Raw genomic sequence first — 23,881 nt, forward strand, 5'->3', positions numbered from 1 at the left:
CCATACCATCATGATGCCAAGCACCCGCCCCCTCGAAGGGATTACCGTCATTAGTCTGGAACACGCGATTGCCGCGCCGTTCTGCACGCGCCAACTGGCCGATCTCGGCGCCCGCGTGATCAAGATCGAGCGCCCCGGCGTCGGCGATTTTGCGCGCGGCTACGACGAGCGCGTGAACGGCTTGTCCTCGCACTTCGTGTGGACCAATCGTTCCAAGGAAAGCCTGACGCTCAATCTTAAAGACGAAGATGGCAAGAATGTAATTGACGGCCTGCTGGCGCAGGCCGATGTGCTGGTGCAGAATCTCGCTCCCGGCGCCGCAGCAGGTCTGGGCTTGTCGGCCGCCAGGCTGCACGAAAAATATCCGCGCCTGATCGTCTGCGATATTTCGGGTTATGGCGAAAACGGGCCATATCGCGACAAGAAAGCCTACGATCTGCTGATCCAGAGCGAAGCCGGATTCCTGTCGGTGACCGGCACGCGCGACGACATGGCCAAGGCAGGTTGTTCGATCGCCGATATCGCGGCGGGCATGTACGCCTACTCGAATATTCTGGCGGCGCTGATCAAGCGTGGCCGCGATGGGGAAGGCAGCCACATCGACTTGTCGATGCTGGAAGCGCTCACCGAATGGATGAGTTTTCCCATGTATTACGCTTATCAGGGCGCATCGCAGCCGGTGCGCTCGGGCGCCGAGCATGCCACGATTTATCCCTACGGCCCGTTCATGGCGGGCGACGGCAAGACCGTCATGCTGGGCTTGCAGAACGAGCGCGAGTGGAAGGTGTTTTGCGAACAGGTTTTGCAGGATGCAGCGCTGGCGAGCGACCCACGGTTCTCCAGCAATTCGCGGCGCCATGAGCATCGCGATGAGTTGCGCAGTCTGATCCTGAAGATGTTTGCCGACATGACGGCCGAGCAAGTGCTGTCGCGCCTGGATCAGGCGCAGATCGCCAATGCCGGCGTCAGCAGCATGCAGGATCTGTGGCAGCACCCGCAACTCGCGGCGCGCGAACGCTGGGCCGAAGTGCCGTCGCCGGCCGGCGTCTTGCCGGCGCTTTTACCGCCGGGCGTCAACAACTCTTATGCATACCGCATGGATGGCGTGCCGGCGCTGGGCCAGCATACCGACGCCATCCTCGGCAGCCTCGGCTATCAACCGCAAAAGATTGCCGAAATGCGCGAGCGCGGAGCGATCTGATGGAGGCCGGCATCCATGTTAGCCAGGACGCCAGCTCCTATCTGTTCGTGCCGGCCAATCGGCCCGAGCGTTACGGCAAGGCGCTGAGCAGCGGCGCCGATGCGGTGATCGTCGATCTGGAAGATGCGGTGGCGCCGGCGCTCAAGGACGAGGCGCGCGACACACTGGCCGATTGGCTGCAGCAGCATGGCCCGCAGCCGCGCTTGTGGGTGCGCATCAATGCTGCCGATAGCGCATGGCATGCAGACGATCTGCGCTGCTTTGCCGGTTTGCCACTGGCCGGTATCGTCTTGCCCAAGGCCGAGGCGGCCGACTCGCTACGACGTGTGGCAGACGCGATGCAGGCTACGCACGCTGAGAGAAAAGTGCTGCCCTTGATAGAAAGTGCGGCCGGCATTGCCAATATGCGCGAGCTGGCGCGCCAGCCCGGCGTAGCGCGGCTGGCCTTTGGTTCGATTGATTTGCAGGTCGATCTCGGCATGCAATGCGATGCGCTGGAGAGCGAACTGGCACATCTGCGGGTCGAGATGGTGCTGGCTTCGCGGCTGGCTGATATTGCGCCGCCGGTGGATGGCGTGACAACTTCATTTGACGATCCTGCCTTTCTGGAAGAGGCTGTGGCACGTGCCCGTCGTCTTGGTTTTGGCGCCAAGCTGTGCATTCATCCCAGACAGGTTGAAGCGGTCAATCGCGGTTTCTTGCCGAGCGCGGAAGAGGCGGCCTGGGCGCGTGCGGTGATGCAGGCGGTGTCGCATAGCGACGGCGGCGCGATCTCGCTGAACGGCAAGATGATCGACAAACCGGTGATCATGCAGGCGCAGCGTTTTCTGGCAAGGCTGGGCGAAATAAATTCAACTGAGGGTTCAGCGGTCTGAGGTCGGCTTCGGTGTAATCTGATGTCTCGAAAATCCTCGCAAGCCATCACATCCACCGGGAGAGACAGATGAAAATTCAGGCCGCCGTATTGAGAGCAATGAGCGACGTCCAGCCGTTTGCGCAAAGTCAGCCGCTGAAGATAGAGACCCTGGAGCTGGATGCGCCGGGGCCCGGCGAAGTACTGGTGAAGATACGCGCGGCCGGGCTATGCCATTCCGATCTGTCGGTCATTACCGGTGCGCGGCCGCGACCGGTGCCAATGGCGCTGGGACATGAAGCCTCGGCGGAAGTGGTGCAGACCGGCGCCGGCGTGAACGATCTGCGGCCGGGCGATCTGGTGGTGCTGGTGTTCGTGCCCAGCTGCGGGCATTGCATGCCCTGCATGGAAGGCCGTCCGGCCTTGTGCGAACCCGGCGCCGAGACCAATACCAAGGGCCAGTTGCTGTCCGGCGCCATGCGTTTGCATGGGCAGGGCCAGCATGTGAATCACCACCTCGGGGTGTCTGCCTTCGCCGATCATGCCGTGGTTTCGCGGCGATCCTGTGTGAAGATCGACGCCGACATCGATCCGGTGGAAGCCGCCTTGTTCGGCTGCGCGGTGTTGACCGGCGTCGGCGCCGCCGTGAACACGGCCGAGGTCAAGGCCGGCACCACGGCGGCGGTGCTGGGCCTGGGCGGAGTCGGTTTGTGCGCGATGCTGGGCGCGCTGGCGTCCGGCGCGCGCCAAGTGATTGCGGTGGATCTGCATGACAGCAAACTGGAACTGGCGAAGCAGTTGGGCGCGACCGCCACGGTCAATGCGCGCGATCCCGATGCGGTGGAAAAGGTTAAGGCCTTGACCAAGGGCGGCGTCGATTATGCATTCGAGATGGCCGGTTCGGTGCAGGCGATGGAAGCTGCGTATCGCATGACGCGGCGCGGCGGCATGACCGTCACCGCAGGTTTGCCGGCGCCGGATCAGAAATGGGCCTTGCAACAGGTCAGCCTGGTGGCGGAGGAGCGCACGGTGAAGGGCAGTTACATTGGCTCCTGTGTGCCGCTGCGCGATATTCCGCGCTACATAGGCTTGTATCGGAGTGGCCGCTTGCCGGTCGACAAACTGATGGGGCAGCGCATGCCGCTGTCGGAAATCAACAGCGGTTTCGACCGCCTTGCTTCAGGGGAGGGCTTGCGCGATCTGATTGTGTTTTAGCAAAACTAAAATGATTGAGGAGACAGGCTAATGAACAAAAAATTATTCGCAGCCGTGAGTGGTGTATGGCTGACGCTGGGTGCACTTGCGATGTCGGGCAGCGCGCTGGCGCAGCAGCCTATCGTGATCAAGTTCAGCCATGTGGTGGCCAACGATACGCCCAAGGGCAAGGGTGCGGAGCGCTTCAAGGAACTGGCGGAAAAAGCGACCAAGGGCCGCGTGAAGGTGGAGCTTTATCCGAACAGTACGTTGTACAAGGACAAGGAAGAACTGGAAGCGCTGCAGCTTGGCGCAGTGCAGATGCTGGCGCCTTCGCTCGCGAAATTCGGCCCCCTGGGCGTGAAGGAGTTTGAAGTGTTCGACCTGCCTTACATCTTCCCCAATCGCGCTGTACTGGCGCGCGTGACGGAAGGCCCGGTCGGGCAGGGCCTGTTTCAGAAACTGGAAGGCAAGGGCATCAAAGGCCTGGCGTATTGGGATAACGGCATGAAGGTGATGACCGCCAACAAGCCGCTGCACAAGGTCAGCGACTTCCGTGGGCTGAAGATGCGCATCCAGTCATCCAAGGTGCTGGACGAACAGTTCCGTGCCCTGAAGGCCAATCCGCAGGTGCTGGCCTTCTCCGAGGTGTATCAGGCCATGCAGACCGGGGTGGTGGATGGCAGCGAGAACACGCCTTCCAATGTCTACACGCAAAAAATGCATGAGGTGCAGAGCAATCTCACGGTGTCGGATCACGGCTATATCGGCTATGCGGTGATCGTGAACAAGAAGTTCTGGGATTCGCTGCCGGCCGATGTGCGCGGCGAGCTGGAGGGCGCAATGAAGGATGCCAGCAAGTATGCCAATGCCATCGCGCAAAAGGAAAATGAAGATGCATTGGCCGCGATCAAGGCGTCCGGCAAGACCAAGGTGTATTACCTGAGCGATGCCGAGAAAGCCGAGTGGCGCAAGGCGCTGATGCCGGTACACAAATCGATGGAGTCGCGCGTCGGCAAGGATCTGATTCAGGCGATCTACAAGGAGTCCGAGGCGCTGGGTATCAAATAAGGCGAGAAGGCGGCTGGTCTGCCGGTAGCAGGAAAAAAATGCCGTTCAGTTGTTGGCTGAACGGCATTTTCTATTGAGCGCTCTGTTTTCCGATGAAGTTTGTGCCTCAGCCTTGCACCATCTGCTTGCTGTCGGCTTCAGCCTGTGCCTGGCTGGCGGCGAATTGCTCGGCATATTCAGCGCGGCGCGCCTGATCCGATTCGATCAGCAACTGATAACGTGTTTCCGAGACGCGCTGTTGCAGCACGGCGGCATAGCGCTCGCGTTGCAGCCATTCGATGATCAGCGAGGCCAGCATGACGATGGTGGTGTAGACCAGAACCAGGAAGATGTCTTTCTGGTTCAGGCCATCCATGGTGTAGAAGGGCTTGCGGAAAAAGAACATCGCAGTCGGCACGCTGACGAATAGCAGGACGAAGGAATAGAAATAGCCGAACAGATAACTCGCAATGATGCAGTTCAGTGCGAAGAACAGCATCGACATCGATTCATCGACGAAAGGGCTGAGTGCATAGCGCAGGCCGAAGGCGATGATAAATCCCAGTGCACAGGCCAGCACCGGACGTATCCCCTGTGGTCTCCAGCTTTTCGCATTTTTTAGTTTGATCAGACTCATGAGGGCTTTCGCGCTTGTTCTTGAGGTGTCCATGGTCTTGCTCTGCCTTAGCGCCGTGTATGAAGCGGCCTGGTGAATAGTAAATTACTTATCTTGCAGCGGCCTGACGATGCTGCAACTCGTATTCCGTGTTTCGGTTTTTGTTGTATTTATTGACGCCGGTCTTTCAGCGGCGAGGTGTGCGCCAAGTACTTGCGCGACAATTCATTGCCATGCAGATCGATGCTGCGGCGAATGAATTGCACTGTTTCATTGCTGACAATCTCGCGTTCGTTGTCGACCGTGATGATGTGATAACAATCGCCGAGCCAGACCATCTTGCGCACTTCAGAGGAGATGCCTTGCTGGATCATTTCGGCATTGCGCGGGGAGGCGGTTTCATCGTCGATGGAATGAATGATCAAGGTATTGGCCCGCACCAGCGGCAAGGCCTGCCGTACATAGGCCATCATCCTTTGCGCTGCGCGCAGATGGCGCGCGGGGATCGAAGCCGCACCGACTGCGGCGACGCCGTCCTTCTTCAACGCATTGCTGACACGGCGCCGCATTTCGAAATTCTTGATGCCGTAGGGTTCGCTTTCCTTGTACGACCAGTTGCGAAAGCCCATGTCGTAGACCACCGCCAGCAGTTTCTGATAACAGGGCACCGACCAGCCGTCGTATTGCAGCACTGGCGACAGCAGCACCACGCTCAGCAATTCGCTGCTGCGCGATGCCACCGCCAGCGCCAGCGTGGCGCCCATGCTGAGGCCGCAGATGGAGACCGTCTTGAATTCTTCCTTGAGGCGCGACACCTTGCTCTCGACGATGGCGCACCAGTCCATCCAGTTTGGCGAGACGCGTTCGTTGGTCAGCGCAGCGGAGTAGTTGTCGATATTGAGCAGCACCACCGTACAGTTGGCTTTTTTGAGCAGCTTGGGAATGGTGCCGAGTTCCAGCGCGGAGCCGCACAGGCCGTGCAGCAGAATCACGGCGTGATCCTTGTGCGGGCCGGAGGGCCGTTCTTCAGTGATGTCGTCGCTGACTTCGACGCTTGCCTTCGATTCCATAAACCTGTTTTATTTGATGAGCATCCCACTGCTCTATCCGGCGATGCGTTCGCCCCCCGTTATGCTGCAGATCCGGAGCATTTCTTATGCTTTCTTTTAACTAAAACCTCAACATACATGCAAAAAATCAATTAACTTCGATCGCTAGTCTACTCGTGGACAGAAAATGTTGCCAGGCGTTGCATATTTCATGCATTTTCATTCACGCATGGACGCATTTTTTGCGGCGTTTTTGGGGCTTTGGGGAGCCGTCTTTTTGTCCTTCTTTTTCAGACAAGTTAACGTACAAAAGTCTTGCGGCGTGGACAGGCCGATGAGAGCATTTGTCGGAAATTTTTCTTCCTCATCTATTCATCGGCGCGTTTGATAGCTTCTTGATAGCTTGCCGATGTTGTTTCGCACTTATTCATTAAAAATGCCTGGAAAAATTTCTTGATGAAATTTCTCTGGAGAAATGTCGCCGCTTCATGTCAAAAAAAACGCTGCAGAAAACGCTGCTCTTCATTGTCATTTCAGTGTCCTTGCTTGCCCTGTTGTCCTATGCCGCAACGCGCCTGAGCAGGATACCGGCGCCACCGGCTTTGCTGGCCCTGGCGCTGGAATGGGAGCCGCCTTCAGGCAGCTATAAATTCTTTGACAGCAGCGAGGTGCAAATTGCGCCGCCGCCGGATTCCGTCGATACGCAGCCTTTACCGGAGCAGTTGCAAGCCCTGGCGCCGCAGATTGCCTGGCGCGATGGACAATCCATAGACTTTGCGCAGTTCCTTAAGGCCACGCATACCAATGCTTTGCTGGTGCTGCATCGAGGCGCGCTGGTGTTCGAAAGTTATCCGCGTGGCTCGCAGCGCGATACTGTGTTTCCGTCTTTTTCGCTTGCCAAATCCATGCTCTCCGATCTGGTCGGCGTGGCGCTGAACGAAGGCAAGATCGGCTCGCTCGACGATCCTGTCAGCCTTTATCTGCCGGAGCTGCCGGCACGCTTTTCCAAGCTGCGGGTCTACGATCTGTTGCACATGCGTTCCGGCATTCATGTCGATGAACGTTACGACAGCGTGTTTTCCAGGATCGCCTACATGTACATCACCACCGATCTGCGGCGCTTCGTGCGTGAGCTGGATACCGTTGCCTATACGCCGCAGCAGGGATTCGAATATCGCAGCGTCGATTATCTGTTGCTGGGCATGCTGCTGTCGGCGGCCACCGGCGAATCGCTGAGTCACTACCTGCAGCACAAGATCTGGCAGCCTATGAGGGCGCAGTATGCCGCGAGCTGGAGCATCGACAGCGATCGTAATCAAGTCGAAAAAGGCTTCTGCTGTGTGAATGCGCGCGCGATCGATTTTGCGCGCTATGGTCTGCTGCATTTGCGGAACGGTAAGCTTGGCGAACGCCAGATTCTGCCGGCGCAGTGGATGCAAAAACCGGAGGCGACCGGCCATGCCGACGACCATTTCGACTATGGCCGTGGCTGGTGGCTGCCGCGCCTGAATGGCTCAGGCGACGCGCGCGATTACACCGCGATCGGGATTCATGGGCAATACGTGTATATCGATCCGGTCAGCGATACCGTGATCGTCAAGCTGAGCGATCACGGCGCGGAACAGGATGAGGCGCTGACGGTGGCTGCGTTTCGCAGCATGGTCGCCGCGCTGCAGAAGCAGGCGCACTGAGGTCTGATTGCCGGCCCTGTGAGCGCGTTGTAAGCCTCTGTAATCGAGAGAAACTCAATCGGTGGTACTCGGACTCCAGAACACCTGCTTGACGGCGTGCATGGCCGCCAGGCGCTGCACCAGCACTTCCAGCTCGTCGCCGTTGACCGAGGTTGCCGCCAGCGTCGCCTCGATCTCGACTTCGTCGTCGCCAAAGGTGCGGACTTCCAGATCGTGCGTCGGATATTTGCTGCTGTCGAGAATCTGCGTGAGCTGCGCCAGCACCAGTTTCTGATGCGCGCGCTCGACGATCAGGTGCAGCGTGTTGGTGACTTCCACCGAAGGCACATCCAGCGGCTTGCGGTTGATGGCGTTGACGATGGGGCGCAGCAAGGTATTGGCGGCAAGGACGAAGACTGTCGCCAGTATCGCTTCCAGAATCAGATCGGCACCGGCTGCTGCGCCGACGGCGGCCGAGCCCCACAGCGTGGCGGCGGTATTGATGCCGCGCACATTGCCTTCTTCGCGCATGATCACGCCGGCGCCGAGAAAACCCACGCCGGAAACGACATACGCCACCACATGCACCGCGCCGTCATGCCCGTGCAGGCGATTCGCCATGTCGACAAACACCGCAGAACCGAGCGCGACCAATACATTGGTACGCAGGCCTGCGGTGCGTTGCCGGTACTGACGCTCAAGACCGATCAGGCTGCCGAGCACGAAGGCGGTGGTCAGACTGATGAGCGTGTCGAGCAGCGACATCAGGTTGATGTTCTGCAGGGCTTGGAGAGATTGCAGGGATTGCATAGGGCGTCGCTCGCGTGATGGCAGATGAATGGTGTGCGGGAACTGCCTAGACTCGCAAGAGTTTTCGGCGCACATCGTCCCGCGCAAAATTTGCGCAGACATTATCAGCAGATGAGAGATGCGTCCAGCATGAAAGCAAGGATGTGAGGCGGCAGAGATGGTGTGTTTTTACCGTAGGGGGAATCAAGCTCGCCCGCACACTGCAGCGGTCGGACGATGGAATCGTTTACGCGAGGAAGCCTGAGAGATGAAATCGCAGTACAAATAAAAACTCCCGCAATTGCTTGCGGGCGTTTGTATTTTGGCGGAGACGGAGGGAGTCGCCTGCACCGCGCAGGCCGCTGAATCGCTTGCAAGCGATTCCCTTCGAATCCCTCACGTAAGCCGCGCAGGCGGCTTACTCGCCGCCGCATATGGGTTTGCTGCGCAAACGAAAATTGAACTGCAAAATAAAAACGCCCGCAATTGCTTGCGGGCGTTCGTATTTTGGCGGAGACGGAGGGAGTCGAACCCTCGATACAGGTTTAAGCCCGTATGCTTCCTTAGCAGGGAAGTGCCTTCGACCACTCGGCCACGTCTCCACACTGAAGGCAAATTGCTGCGCTGCCTCAGCGAAGTCACGCATAATAACTTCTCATCCGCATTTGGTCAATCACATCGCTCGATAATTTATGCAGAGCGGGGAAGGTCCTGCAAATGAGCGGCGGCCTATGCCGCCGACAGCATTATTTAGGGCTGTCCAGATCGAATGCCTTGTGCAATGCGCGCACGGCCAGCTCCATGTATTTCTCATCGATCAGCACCGAGATCTTGATTTCGGATGTCGAGATCATCTGGATGTTGACGCCTTCTTCCGACAGCGTGCGGAACATCTGCGATGCGATGCCGACGTGGCTTCGCATGCCTACGCCGACCACCGAGACCTTCGATACCTTGGTGTCGCCGCTGATGCTGGCGGCGCCGATGTGGCTCTTCACGCCGTTGTTCAGCACATCAATGGCCTTTGCGTATTCGGCGCGCGGCACGGTGAAGGTGAAATCAGTCTTGCCTTCGAAGGACTGATTCTGAATGATCATGTCGACTTCGATGTTGGCATCGGCGACCGGGCCCAGGATCTGATAGGCGATGCCCGGACGATCCGGCACGCCGAGCACGGTGATCTTGGCTTCGTCGCGGGAAAATGCGATGCCGGTGATGGTGGCTTGTTCCATATTGGTGTCTTCCTCAAACGAAATCAGGGTGCCGGAAACGGTTTCTTCGTCCAGCGACATGAGTGGGTCAGTCAGCGACGACAGCACGCGCGTCGGCATCTTGTAGTTGCCGGCAAATTCGACCGAGCGGATCTGCAGTACTTTCGAACCCAGCGATGCCATTTCCAGCATCTCTTCAAATGTGACGGTGTTAAGACGGCGGGCGTCGCTCACCACGCGCGGATCGGTGGTGTAGACGCCATCGACGTCGGTGTAGATCAGGCATTCGGCGGCCTTGATCGCGGCAGCAACCGCCACGGCCGAAGTGTCGGAGCCGCCACGGCCCAGCGTGGTGATGTTGCCGTCGGCATCCACACCCTGGAAGCCGGTGATCACGACGATCTTGCCGGCATTCAGATCCTTGCGGATGCGGACGTCGTCGATCGATCGGATGCGCGCCTTGGTATAGGACGAATCGGTCTTGATCGGCACTTGCCAGCCGGCGTAGGACACCGCTTCTTTGCCGAGCGCCTGCAGCGCGATGGCCAGCAGCGCGACCGAAGCCTGTTCGCCGGTCGAGGCCAGCATATCGAGTTCGCGGCCTTCGGGCTGAGCCATGATTTCTTTCGCCAGGCCCAGCAGGCGATTGGTTTCACCAGACATTGCGGATGGAACCACAACGATCTGATGGCCAGCGTCGTGCCATTTGGCAACGCGCTTCGCGACATTCTTGATGCGCTCGGTTGAGCCCATCGAAGTGCCGCCGTATTTGTGAACGTATAGAGCCATAGGGAATGAAAGAATGGGGCCTGACTTTGACGGAATGCGAGCTAGGCCGGGGAAAACAAACCCTTGACTCTACATGGCTGGCGTGAAATTCACAAGAAAAAGCTGTGATTTGCAGGCGCACAAGACGATTTTGGCGGTTCGGCAATAAGCGGCCCGGGCTTGCTGAGAATCATTCGAATCAAATCGGGAGTCATCTGAATGAACATTCAAACGATATAAAAGATTGAGCACATGCGGTTGTGGAGACTGAGTCCGCGCTGATGAGCCAAAGCAGGAGTTGGATAAGGGCGGGTGAGACGGGAGGTAAGACTGAAGTCGGCGCTTGAGGGTTTGGGGCACCGGCCGCCATATGGGCTGAGGGGAGGACAGCGGATATGGCAACAGGTGCGGCGGTCTTGCAGGTACAGCGGGTAACGCTACAACTTGATCACAACAAATGATGCAGGGACAAATGTTTGTTGGCTGGCAGTACATCTAAAAAGACGACTGCATGCTGACTACTAAAACATCGGTATTGCAGAGCTGCTGAAAGCTGGATCTGCAGCTGACGATTCCGGGGAGCGGAGCCGGTAAGCTGTCAATCTTCGCAGTCGAATCAAGCGCCGCTATACAGGCTGTCCGACTTGCGTTGTGCTTGCTGCACTTCGCTCTTCACTTCCTGACGGCTCAGACCGGTGCTTGGCTGACGCACGATAGGATATTCGTTACGCGAAGCGATTTCGTGATTGGCTTGTGCTTGTTGCAGCTCAGCGATCACGTCGGCGCGGGTCTTGGTCGACACGAACTTGGTTTCTGGCGGATATGGAGCTTCAGCCATTGCTGCGCCTGCGGCGGCGAGAAGAGTAGTGGCGACGATGATTTGCTTGATGTTCATGATGATTGTTCCTTCTGACAGTGGATTTTCCAATCCTGAAATGCGTAAAACGAATTGATGTCCAAATAATTTTCTTTGAGGCAACTGATTCGGGCGGCCGTTGCCGGTCGTCATAGAGGGCTACGCACTTCGGGCCCCGGTTGAGATGTCTTGCTATTGCTTGTCTTAACCGATGGAAGCAGTGTACGAGTTGCGCGATCAAAGAAAAATGGGTTTAATCGGAATTGACTATTTCTGTTTCTGGAACAATAAAGGGGTTGAAAATGGACAGGCTGCAATCGATGCGCGTCTTTGCCAAGGTAGCGGAGCAGGGCAGCTTTGTGCGCGCGGCCGAAAATCTGGAAATCTCCAATGCGGTCGCTACCCGCTTCATCGCCGATCTGGAAGCGCATCTCGGCACCCGTCTGTTGAATCGCTCTACGCGCAAGCTGTCGCTGACCGAAGCCGGGCAGGCCTATCTGGAGCGCGTACGTCACATTCTGCCGGAAATCGACGATGCCGAAGCCTTGGTCTCGCTGGAGACCAAGCGGCCGACCGGCACACTGGCGCTGTATTCGGTTTCCGGTTTCGGCCAGACCCAACTGGGCAAGATTCTGCCCGGCTATGCCAAAGCCTATCCCGAGGTGGTGCTGGACATCACCTTGTCGGATCGCCCGGTCGATCTGGTGGAAGAGGGCATGGACGTGGGGTTTTTCAGCAGTCTGCAAAAGATCGATGCCAGCATGGTGGTGCGCAAGTTGGGGGTATCAAGGGCGATCTTGTGCGCCTCGGCCGAATACATCGAAAAACATGGCGCGCCGCAGACGCCCGATGAACTTTCCAGTCATATCTGTCTTAATTTTTCTCATGAGCATCTGCGCCACTACTGGCATCTGGAAACCGAAGACGGGATGCGCGATGTCGCCATCATCAGCAGGGTAGTGTCCAACAACAGCACGCTATTACGCGATTTTGCGCTGGCCGGCATGGGGATCGTAATGCGGCCTTCGTTCAGCCTCGGCGACGACTTGCGCTCAGGCCGCTTGCAGCGGGTGCTGCCGAACCACCGCGCAGGCGAAATCGCAATCTCGCTGGCTTACTCCAGTCGCCGGCAGATGTCGGCCAAGGTGCGCAGCTTTGTGGATTACATTTCGGAGATGTTTCCGCATCCCGAGGCGGATGCCTGGCTGTAAGCCAATTCAGGCTGGGACGGGGGAGTTATTGTGCCGGTCTGAAGGGCTCAGACCAGATCGCGCAGCTTGTCGAACAGGCTGCATTCCTCTTGCCATTGCCGGCGCTCGGCCGAGCTGATGGCTTCCTGCTGCAATTCGCCGTCGGTTTTTTGAGTCTGGGCCAGCAAAATGCGTTCAGCCAGCCGGGTGTCCGGCTCCATCGGACCGAAGAAGGCCACGGTCTGGCCCAGTTGAATCAGCACGGTGGGGAAATTGTCGACGTCCATGTCGCCCACCAGATCGGCCTGATCTTCAATATCGATCCAGACGAAATGATGCTGGGGGTAGCGTTCGGCCCAGGCCCGGAAAGCGGCGTCGTATTCGCGGCAACTGCCGCACCATTGCGCGCACAGGCAGGCCACCACCCAGGTGTCGTTGCGCAGGGCATCGGCTAGTTGGCGGCGGTTGGTTTGATCAAGTATCTGGTAGGACATGGCGGCTTATTTTACCTTGTTCAGCTGGCAGCGCGGTTTGCGCCGGCGCAAGCGAATGAATCCATGTGCCGAGCAGGGCGATTGGCCTCGGGCACGGTAAAATAGCGAGATGTCTACGATACTCGCCATTGAAACATCGACCGAACTCGCGTCCGCCGCGCTGCTGCAGGACGGCAAGCTGCTGGCGCGCGAATCGCTCGGCGCGCAAACACATTCCGACAGTATTCTGCCCCTGGTGCAGGCCTTGCTGGCCGAGGCCGGTTTGAGACTGCAGCAATGCGATGCACTGGCCTTCGGCGTCGGGCCGGGTTCGTTCACAGGCGTGCGTACCGCCTGCGGCATCGTGCAGGGCCTGGCCTTCGGCGCCGATTTGCCGGTAGTGCCGGTGGTGACCCTGGCCGCGATGGCGCAGGCTTGTCATGCAGAGCATCAGGCGGAGGAGGTGCTGGCGATTCTCGACGCGCGCATGGGCGAGGTTTACTGGGCGCGCTACCAACTGGTGGACGGCGACTGGCGCGAGTTGCATGCGCCGGCGTTGTCGGCCGCCGATCAGGTGCAAACTGCCGGCAAGCCGGTCGCCTGCGGCAATGGCCTGAACGCTTACGCCGATTATTTCAGCGATGCCTTCAAGGCGCGTGAATTTGCCGCTGCCTATCCGCTCGTGATGCCGCACGCCAGGCATGTCGCAGCACTGGGCCTGCGCGCTTTCAGCAATGGCCATACGATCGCCCCACAAGAAGCGCAGCCGCTTTACCTGCGCAACAAGGTCGCGCTGACCACCGCCGAGCGCGCAGTCAGAGATGCCGAAAAGCAGGCGAAAGGCGCCGCTGCCGTCGCCGCCAAGGATGCCGCATGAGTGCACAGGGCATAGGTTTGTCGATGCTGAACATGCTGGAACAGCGTTTCGGCAAGCTCGATTTTTTGCCCATGCAGGTGGACGACATCGATCAGGTGGTTGCCGTCGAGCAGCAGATCTACTCGCATCCCTGGACCCGCGGCAACTTCCTTGATTCGCTTTACAGCGGTTACCAGTCGCAGACGCTGCGCACTGCCGACGGCCGCTTGATCGGCTATTTTCTGGTGATGCTGGCGGTCGACGAGGCGCACTTGCTCAATATCAGCGTTGCCGCCGACATGCAGCACCAGGGCTTCGGCCGCTTGCTGCTGGAGCAGGCCACTACACTGGCGCGCAAGCATGCCATGACCAGCATGCTGCTGGAAGTGCGCGCCTCCAATCTGCACGCAATGAAGGTTTACAACCGCTATGGATTTTCCGAACTCGGCCGCCGCCGCAATTACTACCCGGCCGGCGGTCTCATGCGTGAGGACGCAATCGTGATGAGTCTGGTCTTATGAGCGCTGACATCGATACCGCAGCAACTGCGGCGCCCGCTCCCGGCTCTTCGCTGCAGATGCTGGAAGCGCTGGGCATAGGCGCGGTCTGGATTCGTCGGGAGCTGGCTGCGCCGGCTGCCGAAATGCAGGCGGAGTCTGTGCTGTTGATGCACGAGCCTGCGGTCGAAAGTGCGCCGCTGCCGCAGGCACCCGCCGCGCCGGCCGTGCCATCGCAGCAATCCAGGCCAGCCGTGCCTGCCATGCCGCAACTGTCCGCGCCGCCCACGCGCATGCCCGCGCTGTCATCCGACGGCGGCCGCCGCAATCCGCCTCCTGCGCCCAGTTTTAGTTCCGGCAACAGTCCCGGCAACAGCGCAGGCGATAACGACGGTCCTCCGTCCTGGCTGGATGAAATGGATCAGGCCGGCGTTGCGGTCGATCATATTTTTGTGCCGCGCGGTGAAGACGATGAGGAAGATGACGCTCAGCCCGCCATCGATCCGCAGATCGCCCGGATCGCCGGGATGGAATGGCCGGAGTTGAAAGAAACCGTGGCTGCCTGCCGCCGCTGCGGTTTGTGCAATGGCCGCAAGAACACCGTGTTCGGCGTTGGTGATGAAAAGGCCAAATGGCTGTTCATCGGCGAAGGTCCGGGACGTAATGAGGATCAGCAAGGCGAACCTTTTGTCGGCCCGGCCGGCAAGCTGCTGGACAACATGCTGCTGGCGATGGGCCTCAAGCGCGGTGACAACGCCTATATCGCCAACATCGTGAAGTGCCGTCCCACCGACGACAACGGCAAGGATCGTCCGCCGACACCGCAGGAAATCGCTTCCTGCATGCCCTATCTGCAACGCCAGATCGCGCTGATCCAGCCGACCGTGCTGGTCGCGCTGGGCAAGACTGCGGCCTTGTCGCTGCTCGGCCTTGATCCGGCGACGCCGGTTTCCAAGTTGCGCGGCACCGTGCATCGCTATCAGGATCTGCCGCTGGTGGTGACTTACCACCCGGCTTATCTGTTGCGCCAGCTGGGCGACAAGGGCAAGACCTGGGCTGATCTCTGTCTGGCGATGGAAAGCTTCAGTCAGCACACCGCTAGCGCATGATGCTGACCTGCATGGCGCACGTCGTCGCATGACCGCTTTTCAGCGCAACTTCCAGCGCCGCTGGCCTGACTTGCGCGATCCCCATGTGCGCGCACTGGCCTGGCTGCTGGATGCGCCCGATCTGATGGACGCCGAGGCGCCATGCTGGAGCGGACGTATTGCGACGCTGGGCGAGGTCGATGCAAGCGTCGCCGGCTGGCTGCATGAGCTGGATCGCCAGCCGCAGGCGCTGCATCAGCATCTGGCGCATCAGCCGTCCGCGCGTCTCGGCCGCTATGCCGAAAAACTGCTCGGCTTTTATCTGCAGCAGCATGGGCAGTTGGTCGCCGGCAATCTCCAGGTGCGCAATGACAGCGGCAGCCGCGAGACTCTGGGCGAATTCGATTTTCTGGTGCGGCGGCCGCAGACCGCGCGCGATGCCAATGGCGTGCAAGGCCTGGAGCACTGGGAGTTCGCAACCAAGTTCTATCTGCTGGAAAGCGACTCCGATCGCCTGCAGTCGGATGCCTTCGTCGGCCCCAATCTGGCCGATTCGCTGGGTGCCAAAATGCGCAAGATCATGCAGCAGCAACTCATGTTGTCGCAGCATCCTGCCGCGCAGGCCTTACTGCCGGCGCCGGTGACTTCAGCGCAGGCACTGGTCAAGGGCTGGCTGTTTTATCGGCATCACGCGATGCAGTTGCCGGCCGGCCTGGGCATATCGGCGCAGCATTGCCGCGGCTTCTGGGCCACCGTCAGCGAATTGCAGCAGCGCATCGATACAGATCCGCATGCTCTGCGTTATCTGTTGCTGCCGCGGCTGAGCTGGCTGGCGCCGGCGCGGGTAGGCATCAACGCCACCTTGAGTGCGGAAGAATTGCCGGCTGTGCTGGAACAGCAATTCCAGCGCGAACCGGCGCCGCTGATGCTGGCCTTGTGCGAGCCGCTCGATGCGCAGGGTGAGCGCGCTGGTGACGCCGATGCCAGTGAAGTAATGGAGATTGAACGCGCCTTCATCGTGCCGGACGACTGGCAGACGCGCGCCGCGGAGCGCGTGCGGCATGCACTGGTGCGAGTCTGACCGCAGCGGCAGTATATTGAATTTGAATGTGAAAAAAGCCGGCTGACATGCCGGCTTTTGTTTTGCTGCAGGGTTCGTGTTTGTGTCAGTGCTTGTGCTCACCGATCAGCGACAGTGAGTCGTGCTCGCGCTGATTTGCGGCATGACGGCGCATGATCAGATACATGATCGAAGCCACAAAGCTGCCGAAGATGATGATGACGATGTTGACGTCCAGATTGAGTTTGACCATCAGCGCATACAGCACCAGCATGGTCAGCACCGACAGGTTTTCATTGAAGTTCTGCACTGCGATCGAATGGCCTGCGCTCATCAGTACGTGGCCGCGATGCTGCAGCAGTGCATTCATCGGCACCACGAAATAACCCGACAGGGCACCGATGATCACCAGCAGCGGATAGGCGACCCAGACCGAAGTGACCGTCGTCATCAACATCACCACGATGCCCATTGCAATGCCTAGAGGCATCACGCTCAGCGATTTTTTCAAGGGCACGAAACGAGCGGCGGCAATCGCACCGAGCGCCACGCCGACGGCCACCACGCCTTGCAGAATGGCAGCCTTGTCGAGACGCATGTGCAGCGACTTTTCCGCCCACTTCAGCACGATGAATTGCAAGGTCGCACCGGCGCCCCAGAACAGCGTCGTGACCGCCAGTGAAATCTGGCCCAGCTTGTCCTTCCACAGAGTGTTGAAGCAGCCGGCGAAATCGACGATCAGCTTGATCGGATTGCGTTGCTGGTGCTCGTAGCGGGCGCCGGTATCGGGGATGTTGAGATTGAAGATGCCGGCGATGATGTAGATCACGCCTATGATGCAGAGTGCGGCTTCGGTGGGAGTGTCGATCGGTAGATCGAAGTAGGGGAAATCGAGTTGCAGCAGCGCGCCTGAAATATGCGGATTGACCAGTGCGCCGCCCAGTACCGTGCCGAGAATGATGGAGCCGACCGTCAGCCCTTCAATCCAGCCGTTGGCGGCGACCAGGCTTTCGGCGGGTAGCAGCTCGGTGAGGATGCCGTATTTCGCTGGCGAGTAGGCCGCCGCGCCGAAACCGACCACCGCATACGCCAGCAAGGGGTGAACCGTGAAGAACATCATGGAACAGCCGACGATCTTGATCATGTTGGTAATGAACATGACCTTGCCCTTGGGGAAGGCATCGGCGAAGGCGCCGACGAAGGCTGCGAGTAAAACATAGGAGACGACGAAGAATAGCTTCAGCATCGGCGTCATCCACGCAGGAGAGTGCATTTCCGCCAAAAGGGCGATGGCTGCAATCAGCAATGCATTGTCGGCCAGCGAAGAAAAAAACTGCGCCGCCATGATGGTGTAGAAACCGCGATTCATCCGTATCCAAGATGTAACAAATTATCTCCGGCTAGCTTTATACCATGAAAAGATGACGTCTCAGTGATTAGGCTGGACGTAAAGACAATTCATTCTCGCCACCCGGATGGACGCGGCTGAGATGCTGGCGGTAAGGAACTTGCAGCGCCTTTTACGGCGCCGCGATCCAGGCGGATGCCGGCGGATTCGAGCCGACTTCAATGCTGTGTCGACATCAGATCAGGCCTGCACGCGCTAAAACAAGCTCCGGTATGGCCTCGTCTGTTCTTAAGTGTTGGCCTGACGGCCCCCGGCTCCTCAGCGTATATACCTAGACCGCAGTATCTGCCGATCGGCTCCCTGAAAAGATGCTTTGTATCATGCCGGCGCGAGGAAATGCATTCTTAAAGACTACTTGGTTCGGTAAAATGGCCGCTGGTTCCCCGCCCATGGGTTTCACTTCTCCTCTCCATCCCCAGTTTTATGCCAAGACCTATCCTCGCATCGATCAGTATTTCTGCGCTACAACACAATCTGGCGGTCGCCAAAAAGCACGCCGCCGGCGCCAAGGCCTGGGCCGTGGTCAAGGCCAATGCCTATGGACATGGTTTGCGGCGCGCCATGCAAGCGTTCGCCGAGGCTGACGGGCTGGCGCTGGTCGAAGTCGATTACGCCGTGCAATTGCGTGAGTGGGGCTGGCGCAAGCCGATTCTGCTGCTGGAAGGATTCTTCGATGCCAGCGATCTGCCGCTGCTGGTGCAGCACGATATTCAGTTTGCGGTGCATTGCAAGGAGCAGATCGCGATGCTGGAAGCCGGCCCCCGGGAGGCGCAATACGACGTCCATCTGAAGATGAACAGCGGCATGAATCGCCTCGGCTTCAAGCCCGATGCCTACCGCGCGGCCTACGAGCAACTCAAGGCCATGCCCTCGGTGCGCAGCATCACCATGATGACGCACTTCGCAAATGCCGACGACGCCGGCAATCCGGATCTGCCGTTTGCTGAACAGATCAAGCGCTTCAATGACGCGACTGCCGGCCTCAGCGGCCAGCGCAGCGTCTGCAACTCGGCCGGCGATCTGCTGCACGAGGAATTCGCTTTCGACTGGGTGCGCCCCGGCGTGATGCTGTATGGTGCAACACCGGGTGGCGGCAGCGCCCAGGATTTTGGATTGAAGCCGGCGATGACACTGGAAAGCCGGATCATCGGCATACAGCACATCGTGGCCGGCGATGCGGTCGGCTACGGCAGCCGCTTCGTGGCCGACAAGCGCATGACCATCGGCGTGGTGGCCTGCGGTTACGCCGATGGCTACCCGCGCCATGCGCCGAACGGTACGCCTGTTGTGGTGGACGGCGTGCGCACCGTGACCGTGGGACGGGTATCGATGGACATGCTGGTGGTCGATCTGAGCCATGTTCCGGACAGCGGCGTCGGCAGCAAGGTAATGTTGTGGGGCGCGGACTTGTCGATCGATGAGGTCGCATTCGCCGCCGGCACCATCGGCTATGAATTGATGTGCGCGCTGGCAGCGCGCGTGGCAGTCAAAGAAACCGCATGAATGCGGTAGCAAAAGAAACAGTAAAGGCTTAACAGAGATTCAATGGCGAAAGCAAAAACCAATTACACCTGTACCGAGTGTGGCGGCGTCAGTAATAAGTGGGCGGGCCAATGCCCGGCCTGCGGCCAGTGGAACACCCTGGTGGAAACACTGATCGAGACCGGCGGCGTCAATCGTTATTCGTCGCAGCCGCAAAGTCTGGCGCAAACTGCGCCGGTATTGAGCCTGTCGGATATTGAAGCGATTGATGTGCCGCGTTTCACCACCGGCATCGACGAGTTCGACCGCGTGCTGGGTGGCGGTCTGGTGCCGGGCGGGGTGGCGCTGATCGGTGGCGATCCCGGCATCGGCAAATCGACCTTGTTGCTGCAGGCGCTGGCGAATATCTCCAAAGTAAAGAAAACGCTGTATGTCAGCGGCGAAGAATCCGGATCGCAGATTGCCATGCGCGCCAAACGGCTGGCGGTGGACGCCGGCGAGCTGAAGTTGCAGGCTGAGATTCAGCTGGAAAAGATTCTGGCGACGCTGGCCGAGCAAAAGCCCGAAGTCGCGGTGATCGACTCTATCCAGACCATCTATTCCGATGCATTGACTTCAGCGCCGGGTTCGGTGGCGCAGGTGCGCGAATGCGCGGCGCAACTGACGCGCGCGGCCAAGATGTCGGATATCACCATCATCATGGTTGGTCATGTCACCAAGGAAGGCGCGCTGGCCGGTCCGCGCGTGCTGGAACACATCGTCGATACCGTCCTGTATTTCGAGGGCGATACACATTCCAGTTTCCGTTTGGTGCGCGCCTTCAAGAATCGTTTTGGCGCAGTCAACGAGCTGGGCGTGTTTGCGATGACCGAGAAGGGCCTGAAGGGTGTTTCCAATCCCTCGGCGCTGTTCTTGTCGCAGCACGACAATCAGGTGCCGGGTTCTTGTGTGATGGTCACGCAGGAAGGTACGCGTCCGCTGCTTGTGGAAATTCAGGCGCTGGTGGACAGTTCGCACGTGCCCAACGCGCGCCGCCTGTCGGTCGGTCTGGAACAGAACCGGTTGGCGATGTTGCTGGCGGTGCTGCACCGCCATGCCGGCATCGCCGCCTTCGATCAGGACGTTTTCATCAATGCAGTGGGCGGCGTCAAGATTACCGAACCGGCAGCCGACCTGGCGGTGCTGCTGGCGATCAATTCGTCGATGCGCAACAAGCCGCTGCCGCGTGGTCTGGTGGTGTTCGGCGAAGTGGGGCTGGCCGGTGAGATCCGTCCTGCGCCGCGCGGTCAGGAACGTTTGCGCGAAGCTGCCAAGCTTGGCTTCTCGATTGCGGTGGTGCCGAAGGCGAACGCGCCCAAGCAGGAAATCGAAGGCTTGCGCGTGATTCCGGTCGAACGTATCGACGATGCTTTGCAAAAGGCGCGCGATATTGATGATTGAATTGGCGATTGAGTTGCGATTGATTGGCCGGCTGGTCAGCGTGCTGACTGTGCCGATTTACAACCATGGATGTTAGTCGCTGGTCACAATTTGTAAGCGAGGCGAGTGCCGGATCTCTTCGCATTTCGCTTTGCGGAGCGTGCTGCAGTCGCAGGCTCAGCCCGGCAGATCATAGGTCACGATGACCTGATTCATTTCTCCGTTGACCGGCCCCGGCAAGGGGCCGCTGCCCTTCACGCGATAGTAGAGCGTGAAGCCTCGTGCGGCATCCTTGCCGTTGAAGAAGCGTGTGCTGCCAGCGGCGTTGCGCGTGACATTCCAGCAGCTGTTCTGATCTTGCCAGCACAGCACCGCTTCGAAGCCGGCCGGCTTGGAAGCGACTCCATATCTCCACGATACATTGTTGATGCTGGCGCCCGGCGGCACCGGCACGCTCACGCGGAAGCTCGTCGCGTAGTCGGCATTTTTGGCGACGATGCCAGGGCCCATCGCTTCACTGGAGTAAGAGGCGGAGCGTTGGTTGATAGCGGGGACTGCGGGCGCAGGGGGCGGCGTGGTAGATGCTACAGGGGCGGCTTGTGCCGGTGCCCCCATGATGAACACGCCTGGCCCATTTCCGCTATGTGCAGAGGCCGCAGGCGCGACGCTCAGAGTGCGGTCAACATAGGTCTGTGCTTGCGCCGGAGTGTGTCCAAGGGCGAGGATCAGCAGCGCGAGCACGGGCAACTGCGATCCTGATCCGCTTGTGAGGATGAATTTTTTGAGCGCAAAGAATCGCAGGCTGAACATGATGTGAGGCTGCTTCAGCCGTAACGGCGCGACTGGCCGTAAAGCGGAAAGCTCATCTGCACCACCAGACCGCTGCTAGTGTCGGCATGGCCGTGCAACAGCAGTTTGCCGCCATGGCGCATGACGATGCGATTCACGATCGCGAGGCCGAGGCCCGATCCGTTGGCCTGACCGCGTGCGGTATCCAGGCGGGTGAAGGGACGCAGCAGACGTTCGTGTTCGTGTTCCGGTACACCCAGACCATGATCGGCAATTTCCACGATGGCCTGATGTCCTTCGGCGCGGCAACTGATATCGAGTTCTGCGCAATCGGTATTCGGCGTTTTGCCGTAGCGTCTGGCGTTCTCGATCAGGTTGCTGAACAGGCGCTCCAGTTCGGTACTGTTGCCAGGGATTTCCAGCACCGGCTGAATCTTGGTTTGCATTCGCACGTCGCTCAATCGCATGGCGTTATTCGCGGCATCCTGCAGCAGGCCGCTCAGATCGATGGGCATGAAACTGCTGGCGTCCGAGGGTTTGGCATAGTCGAGGAACTGGCCGATGATGGCATCCATCTGCGCCAGATCGGAATGCATGCCGTCGCGCGACTCGTCGCTCAGATTGGCCATTTCCACTTCCAGCTGCATGCGCGCCAGCGGTGTACGCAGGTCGTGCGAAATGCCGGCCAGAATCAACGCCCGATCAGATTCGACGCGATTCAGATCGGCCACCATCTGATTGAAACTGCGATTGGCTTCTTCGATTTCGGTGGGGCCGGATTCCGGCAGCGGATCGGGTTGCTTGCCCTTGGCAATCGCGCGTGCCGCAGCCGTCAGGCGCGCCAGCGGCTGGTTGATCAGGGTCGAAATGAAGACCGCGCCGATCAGCGACAGGAATAGCGCAATCGAACCCCAGCCCAGCCATTGCAGACTCGAGGTGCGGTCGAGACGACCACGATCCAGCATCAGCCAGTATTCGTCTTCGTCGATCTTGAAACTGATCCAGAAACCTTCCACATCGTTGACGCTGGAGGCGAATAGCGTGTCTTCATCCAGCGTCTGGCGGACGTAGTATTCCAGCTCGGGAAGCAGGGGAGAATCGTCGGGCGGCATCACCTTGTCCGACTTTTCCAGCGGATAGATGCGAATGCCCTCGTTGCTGGCCAGATCGAACAGCAGTTCGCGACGCATCTCCGGCGCCGAGTGGGTCAGCGCGGCGCGCGTAATGGTGACGACGGAGACAATCTGGGCCGCCAGCTGTTCTGCGCGCGGGCCGCGTTCAACCATGCGGAAGCTCGCCACCCAGGCCACCATGCTGGCGGTGATCAGGAACGTCAGCAGGAAGAAGGTGCGCCAGAACAGCCCGTTGCTAAACCATGCGAATTGAGTTCTGACTTTCATGGGCGTACAGCGGGCCGGTTATGGACAGACAGAATGTCGGGCGACAGAATATTGAGCGACGGAGTCAAGAGCGGGCGAGGCAAGTACTGCCAAAACGAACCAGTCAGCGCGGCTTCCCTTCGGGGATGAAAACGTAACCCAAGCCCCATACAGTCTGGATGTAGAGCGGGTTGGCCGGATCGGGCTCGATCAGTTTGCGCAGGCGTGAAATCTGCACGTCCAGACTGCGATCGAAAACTTCATATTCGCGACCGCGCGCCATTTCCATCAGCTTCTCGCGCGACAGCGGTTGCCGCGCATTGCGGGCAAACACTTTGAGCACCGAGAATTCGCCGGTGGTCAGGGAAATCGTTTCGCCGTTTTTCTTCAGAGTGCGGGTGCCGAGATCGAGGATGAAATCGCCAAACTCGAAGGTCTCCGGCGTTTCGGAAGGTGCGCCCGGCAACTCGTCCGGCCCCTTGCGCCGCAGGACGGCGTTGATACGCGCGACCAGTTCGCGTGGGTTGAAGGGCTTGGGCAGATAGTCATCGGCGCCCATTTCGAGGCCGATGATGCGATCCACATCTTCGCCCTTGGCGGTCAGCATGATGATAGGCGTTTGATCGCCGGCGCCGCGCAGACGGCGGCAGATTGCCAGACCATCTTCGCCTGGCAGCATGAGGTCGAGCACCAGCAGATCGTAGCGCTCGCGTATCCACAGCTTGTTCATCGCCTGCGCATTTTCGGCGGTGACAACGTTGAAGCCCTGTTCGGTGAGATAACGTCGGAGAAGATCTCGGAGGCGGATGTCGTCATCGACTACCAATATTTTGAATTGATTGGCCGATGTTGTCGTATTAGTATTAGCTGCGTTATTCGTATTCATGGGGCCTATGGTAACGTCTTCGCGGAATTCGGCAATATGCGCTCATTGAAAGATTACAAACTGTTACATCCCTTACTTTAATCATCTTATACCATCG

General features: G+C 59.1%; 22 protein-coding genes and 1 tRNA gene. 12 read left to right on the top strand and 11 right to left on the bottom strand.

Translation table 11 applies throughout. The annotated features are described in order from the left end of the window. The first annotated feature begins 10 nt into the window (after window positions 1-10). From PQR62_RS12385 to PQR62_RS12400, 4 genes are all read left to right on the top strand, one after another. Window positions 11-1,201: a CaiB/BaiF CoA transferase family protein gene (locus PQR62_RS12385; RefSeq protein ID WP_408158252.1), complete on the top strand. Its 1,191-nt coding sequence runs from the start codon at window positions 11-13 to the stop codon at window positions 1,199-1,201. After that, the gene (locus PQR62_RS12390; RefSeq protein WP_408158253.1) at window positions 1,201-2,076 is read left to right on the top strand and encodes an HpcH/HpaI aldolase/citrate lyase family protein; all 876 of its coding nucleotides are present in this window, start codon (window positions 1,201-1,203) and stop codon (window positions 2,074-2,076) included. Before PQR62_RS12385 ends, PQR62_RS12390 begins: the two co-directional genes overlap by 1 nt. Window positions 2,077-2,144: 68 nt before the next feature. Further along, window positions 2,145-3,269: a zinc-dependent alcohol dehydrogenase family protein gene (locus PQR62_RS12395; RefSeq protein ID WP_408158254.1), complete on the top strand. Its 1,125-nt coding sequence runs from the start codon at window positions 2,145-2,147 to the stop codon at window positions 3,267-3,269. 90 nt (window positions 3,270-3,359) lie between these two features. Next, complete coding sequence (locus tag PQR62_RS12400; protein WP_408158543.1) at window positions 3,360-4,319, top strand: TRAP transporter substrate-binding protein; 960 nt, start codon at window positions 3,360-3,362, stop codon at window positions 4,317-4,319. 106 nt (window positions 4,320-4,425) lie between these two features. Here PQR62_RS12400 and PQR62_RS12405 read toward each other — a convergent pair whose 3' ends face one another. Continuing rightward, a complete protein-coding gene (locus PQR62_RS12405) occupies window positions 4,426-4,935 on the bottom strand; it encodes a DUF4118 domain-containing protein (RefSeq protein ID WP_408158255.1) in 510 nt (169 codons plus the stop codon). A 149-nt stretch (window positions 4,936-5,084) separates the two neighbouring features. Continuing rightward, window positions 5,085-5,984 (bottom strand): alpha/beta hydrolase, encoded by a 900-nt coding sequence (locus tag PQR62_RS12410; protein ID WP_408158256.1) that lies wholly within the window; start codon window positions 5,982-5,984, stop codon window positions 5,085-5,087. Window positions 5,985-6,451: 467 nt separating this feature from the next. On the opposite strand from PQR62_RS12410, the gene PQR62_RS12415 reads away from it, so the two are divergent. Next, the gene (locus PQR62_RS12415; RefSeq protein WP_408158257.1) at window positions 6,452-7,654 is read left to right on the top strand and encodes a serine hydrolase domain-containing protein; all 1,203 of its coding nucleotides are present in this window, start codon (window positions 6,452-6,454) and stop codon (window positions 7,652-7,654) included. 54 nt (window positions 7,655-7,708) lie between these two features. Here PQR62_RS12415 and PQR62_RS12420 read toward each other — a convergent pair whose 3' ends face one another. From PQR62_RS12420 to PQR62_RS12435, 4 genes are all read right to left on the bottom strand, one after another. Continuing rightward, a complete protein-coding gene (locus PQR62_RS12420; RefSeq protein ID WP_408158258.1) occupies window positions 7,709-8,443 on the bottom strand; it encodes an MgtC/SapB family protein in 735 nt (244 codons plus the stop codon). A gap of 487 nt (window positions 8,444-8,930) precedes the next feature. Continuing rightward, window positions 8,931-9,024 (bottom strand) — tRNA-Ser (locus PQR62_RS12425). A gap of 144 nt (window positions 9,025-9,168) precedes the next feature. After that, the gene (locus PQR62_RS12430; RefSeq protein WP_408158259.1) at window positions 9,169-10,422 is read right to left on the bottom strand and encodes an aspartate kinase; all 1,254 of its coding nucleotides are present in this window, start codon (window positions 10,420-10,422) and stop codon (window positions 9,169-9,171) included. A gap of 595 nt (window positions 10,423-11,017) precedes the next feature. Beyond that, complete coding sequence (locus tag PQR62_RS12435) at window positions 11,018-11,296, bottom strand: DUF4148 domain-containing protein (RefSeq protein WP_408158260.1); 279 nt, start codon at window positions 11,294-11,296, stop codon at window positions 11,018-11,020. Window positions 11,297-11,559: 263 nt separating this feature from the next. Here PQR62_RS12435 and PQR62_RS12440 point away from each other — a divergent pair, with 263 nt between their 5' ends. Continuing rightward, complete coding sequence (locus tag PQR62_RS12440) at window positions 11,560-12,468, top strand: LysR family transcriptional regulator (RefSeq protein ID WP_408158261.1); 909 nt, start codon at window positions 11,560-11,562, stop codon at window positions 12,466-12,468. 47 nt (window positions 12,469-12,515) lie between these two features. On the opposite strand, the gene PQR62_RS12445 is transcribed toward PQR62_RS12440, so the two are convergent. Next, entirely contained in the window at window positions 12,516-12,941 is a 426-nt protein-coding gene (locus PQR62_RS12445; protein WP_408158262.1) for a thioredoxin family protein, read from the bottom strand. Window positions 12,942-13,050: 109 nt separating this feature from the next. Between PQR62_RS12445 and tsaB the strand changes: the two genes are divergently transcribed. Genes tsaB through PQR62_RS12465 form a run of 4 tightly spaced genes read left to right on the top strand, consistent with a single transcriptional unit; the run spans window position 13,051 to window position 16,442 of the window. Continuing rightward, window positions 13,051-13,797, top strand: coding sequence for a tRNA (adenosine(37)-N6)-threonylcarbamoyltransferase complex dimerization subunit type 1 TsaB (gene tsaB / locus PQR62_RS12450; protein ID WP_408158263.1), 747 nt, complete (start codon window positions 13,051-13,053; stop codon window positions 13,795-13,797). Next, window positions 13,794-14,297: a ribosomal protein S18-alanine N-acetyltransferase gene (gene rimI / locus PQR62_RS12455; RefSeq protein WP_408158264.1), complete on the top strand. Its 504-nt coding sequence runs from the start codon at window positions 13,794-13,796 to the stop codon at window positions 14,295-14,297. Before tsaB ends, rimI begins: the two co-directional genes overlap by 4 nt. Further along, entirely contained in the window at window positions 14,294-15,382 is a 1,089-nt protein-coding gene (locus PQR62_RS12460; RefSeq protein WP_408158265.1) for a uracil-DNA glycosylase, read from the top strand. Before rimI ends, PQR62_RS12460 begins: the two co-directional genes overlap by 4 nt. Window positions 15,383-15,410: 28 nt before the next feature. Continuing rightward, window positions 15,411-16,442: a DUF1853 family protein gene (locus tag PQR62_RS12465; protein WP_408158266.1), complete on the top strand. Its 1,032-nt coding sequence runs from the start codon at window positions 15,411-15,413 to the stop codon at window positions 16,440-16,442. An 85-nt stretch (window positions 16,443-16,527) separates the two neighbouring features. Here the strand turns inward: PQR62_RS12465 and lplT are convergent, their stop codons facing one another. Beyond that, entirely contained in the window at window positions 16,528-17,790 is a 1,263-nt protein-coding gene (lplT, locus tag PQR62_RS12470) for a lysophospholipid transporter LplT (protein ID WP_408158267.1), read from the bottom strand. Between the two features lie 462 nt (window positions 17,791-18,252). On the opposite strand from lplT, the gene alr reads away from it, so the two are divergent. Both alr and radA read left to right on the top strand, forming a co-directional pair. Next, window positions 18,253-19,332, top strand: a complete 1,080-nt coding sequence (gene alr, locus PQR62_RS12475; RefSeq protein ID WP_408158268.1) for an alanine racemase — start codon at window positions 18,253-18,255, stop codon at window positions 19,330-19,332. A gap of 42 nt (window positions 19,333-19,374) precedes the next feature. Beyond that, window positions 19,375-20,751 carry a DNA repair protein RadA gene (radA, locus tag PQR62_RS12480; protein ID WP_408158269.1) on the top strand — a complete coding sequence of 459 codons (1,377 nt, stop codon included), beginning with the start codon at window positions 19,375-19,377 and terminating at the stop codon, window positions 20,749-20,751. Window positions 20,752-20,907: 156 nt separating this feature from the next. Here radA and PQR62_RS12485 read toward each other — a convergent pair whose 3' ends face one another. The 3 genes from PQR62_RS12485 to ompR all read right to left on the bottom strand — a co-directional run bounded on the left by PQR62_RS12485 (window position 20,908) and on the right by ompR (window position 23,784). After that, a complete protein-coding gene (locus PQR62_RS12485) occupies window positions 20,908-21,240 on the bottom strand; it encodes a flagellar protein FlhE (RefSeq protein ID WP_408158270.1) in 333 nt (110 codons plus the stop codon). A gap of 314 nt (window positions 21,241-21,554) precedes the next feature. Continuing rightward, window positions 21,555-22,919 (bottom strand): sensor histidine kinase family protein, encoded by a 1,365-nt coding sequence (locus PQR62_RS12490; RefSeq protein WP_408158271.1) that lies wholly within the window; start codon window positions 22,917-22,919, stop codon window positions 21,555-21,557. A 103-nt stretch (window positions 22,920-23,022) separates the two neighbouring features. Beyond that, window positions 23,023-23,784, bottom strand: coding sequence for an osmolarity response regulator transcription factor OmpR (gene ompR, locus PQR62_RS12495; RefSeq protein ID WP_408158272.1), 762 nt, complete (start codon window positions 23,782-23,784; stop codon window positions 23,023-23,025). Window positions 23,785-23,881 lie beyond the last annotated feature (97 nt).

The organism is Herbaspirillum lusitanum (assembly GCF_046025995.1).
GTDB lineage: Bacteria > Pseudomonadota > Gammaproteobacteria > Burkholderiales > Burkholderiaceae_D > Herbaspirillum > Herbaspirillum lusitanum_A.

Bases quoted from the DNA above. Each gene is read 5' to 3' on its own strand.
- PQR62_RS12385 (WP_408158252.1), top strand. From the start codon at position 11: ATGATGCCAAGCACCCGCCCCCTCGAAGGGATTACCGTCATTAGTCTG.
- PQR62_RS12390 (WP_408158253.1), top strand. From the start codon at position 1,201: ATGGAGGCCGGCATCCATGTTAGCCAGGACGCCAGCTCCTATCTGTTC.
- PQR62_RS12395 (WP_408158254.1), top strand. From the start codon at position 2,145: ATGAAAATTCAGGCCGCCGTATTGAGAGCAATGAGCGACGTCCAGCCG.
- PQR62_RS12400 (WP_408158543.1), top strand. From the start codon at position 3,360: ATGTCGGGCAGCGCGCTGGCGCAGCAGCCTATCGTGATCAAGTTCAGC.
- PQR62_RS12405 (WP_408158255.1), bottom strand. From the start codon at position 4,935: ATGAGTCTGATCAAACTAAAAAATGCGAAAAGCTGGAGACCACAGGGG.
- PQR62_RS12410 (WP_408158256.1), bottom strand. From the start codon at position 5,984: ATGGAATCGAAGGCAAGCGTCGAAGTCAGCGACGACATCACTGAAGAA.
- PQR62_RS12415 (WP_408158257.1), top strand. From the start codon at position 6,452: ATGTCAAAAAAAACGCTGCAGAAAACGCTGCTCTTCATTGTCATTTCA.
- PQR62_RS12420 (WP_408158258.1), bottom strand. From the start codon at position 8,443: ATGCAATCCCTGCAATCTCTCCAAGCCCTGCAGAACATCAACCTGATG.
- PQR62_RS12430 (WP_408158259.1), bottom strand. From the start codon at position 10,422: ATGGCTCTATACGTTCACAAATACGGCGGCACTTCGATGGGCTCAACC.
- PQR62_RS12435 (WP_408158260.1), bottom strand. From the start codon at position 11,296: ATGAACATCAAGCAAATCATCGTCGCCACTACTCTTCTCGCCGCCGCA.
- PQR62_RS12440 (WP_408158261.1), top strand. From the start codon at position 11,560: ATGGACAGGCTGCAATCGATGCGCGTCTTTGCCAAGGTAGCGGAGCAG.
- PQR62_RS12445 (WP_408158262.1), bottom strand. From the start codon at position 12,941: ATGTCCTACCAGATACTTGATCAAACCAACCGCCGCCAACTAGCCGAT.
- tsaB (WP_408158263.1), top strand. From the start codon at position 13,051: ATGTCTACGATACTCGCCATTGAAACATCGACCGAACTCGCGTCCGCC.
- rimI (WP_408158264.1), top strand. From the start codon at position 13,794: ATGAGTGCACAGGGCATAGGTTTGTCGATGCTGAACATGCTGGAACAG.
- PQR62_RS12460 (WP_408158265.1), top strand. From the start codon at position 14,294: ATGAGCGCTGACATCGATACCGCAGCAACTGCGGCGCCCGCTCCCGGC.
- PQR62_RS12465 (WP_408158266.1), top strand. From the start codon at position 15,411: ATGACCGCTTTTCAGCGCAACTTCCAGCGCCGCTGGCCTGACTTGCGC.
- lplT (WP_408158267.1), bottom strand. From the start codon at position 17,790: ATGAATCGCGGTTTCTACACCATCATGGCGGCGCAGTTTTTTTCTTCG.
- alr (WP_408158268.1), top strand. From the start codon at position 18,253: ATGCCAAGACCTATCCTCGCATCGATCAGTATTTCTGCGCTACAACAC.
- radA (WP_408158269.1), top strand. From the start codon at position 19,375: ATGGCGAAAGCAAAAACCAATTACACCTGTACCGAGTGTGGCGGCGTC.
- PQR62_RS12485 (WP_408158270.1), bottom strand. From the start codon at position 21,240: ATGGGCCCTGGCATCGTCGCCAAAAATGCCGACTACGCGACGAGCTTC.
- PQR62_RS12490 (WP_408158271.1), bottom strand. From the start codon at position 22,919: ATGAAAGTCAGAACTCAATTCGCATGGTTTAGCAACGGGCTGTTCTGG.
- ompR (WP_408158272.1), bottom strand. From the start codon at position 23,784: ATGAATACGAATAACGCAGCTAATACTAATACGACAACATCGGCCAAT.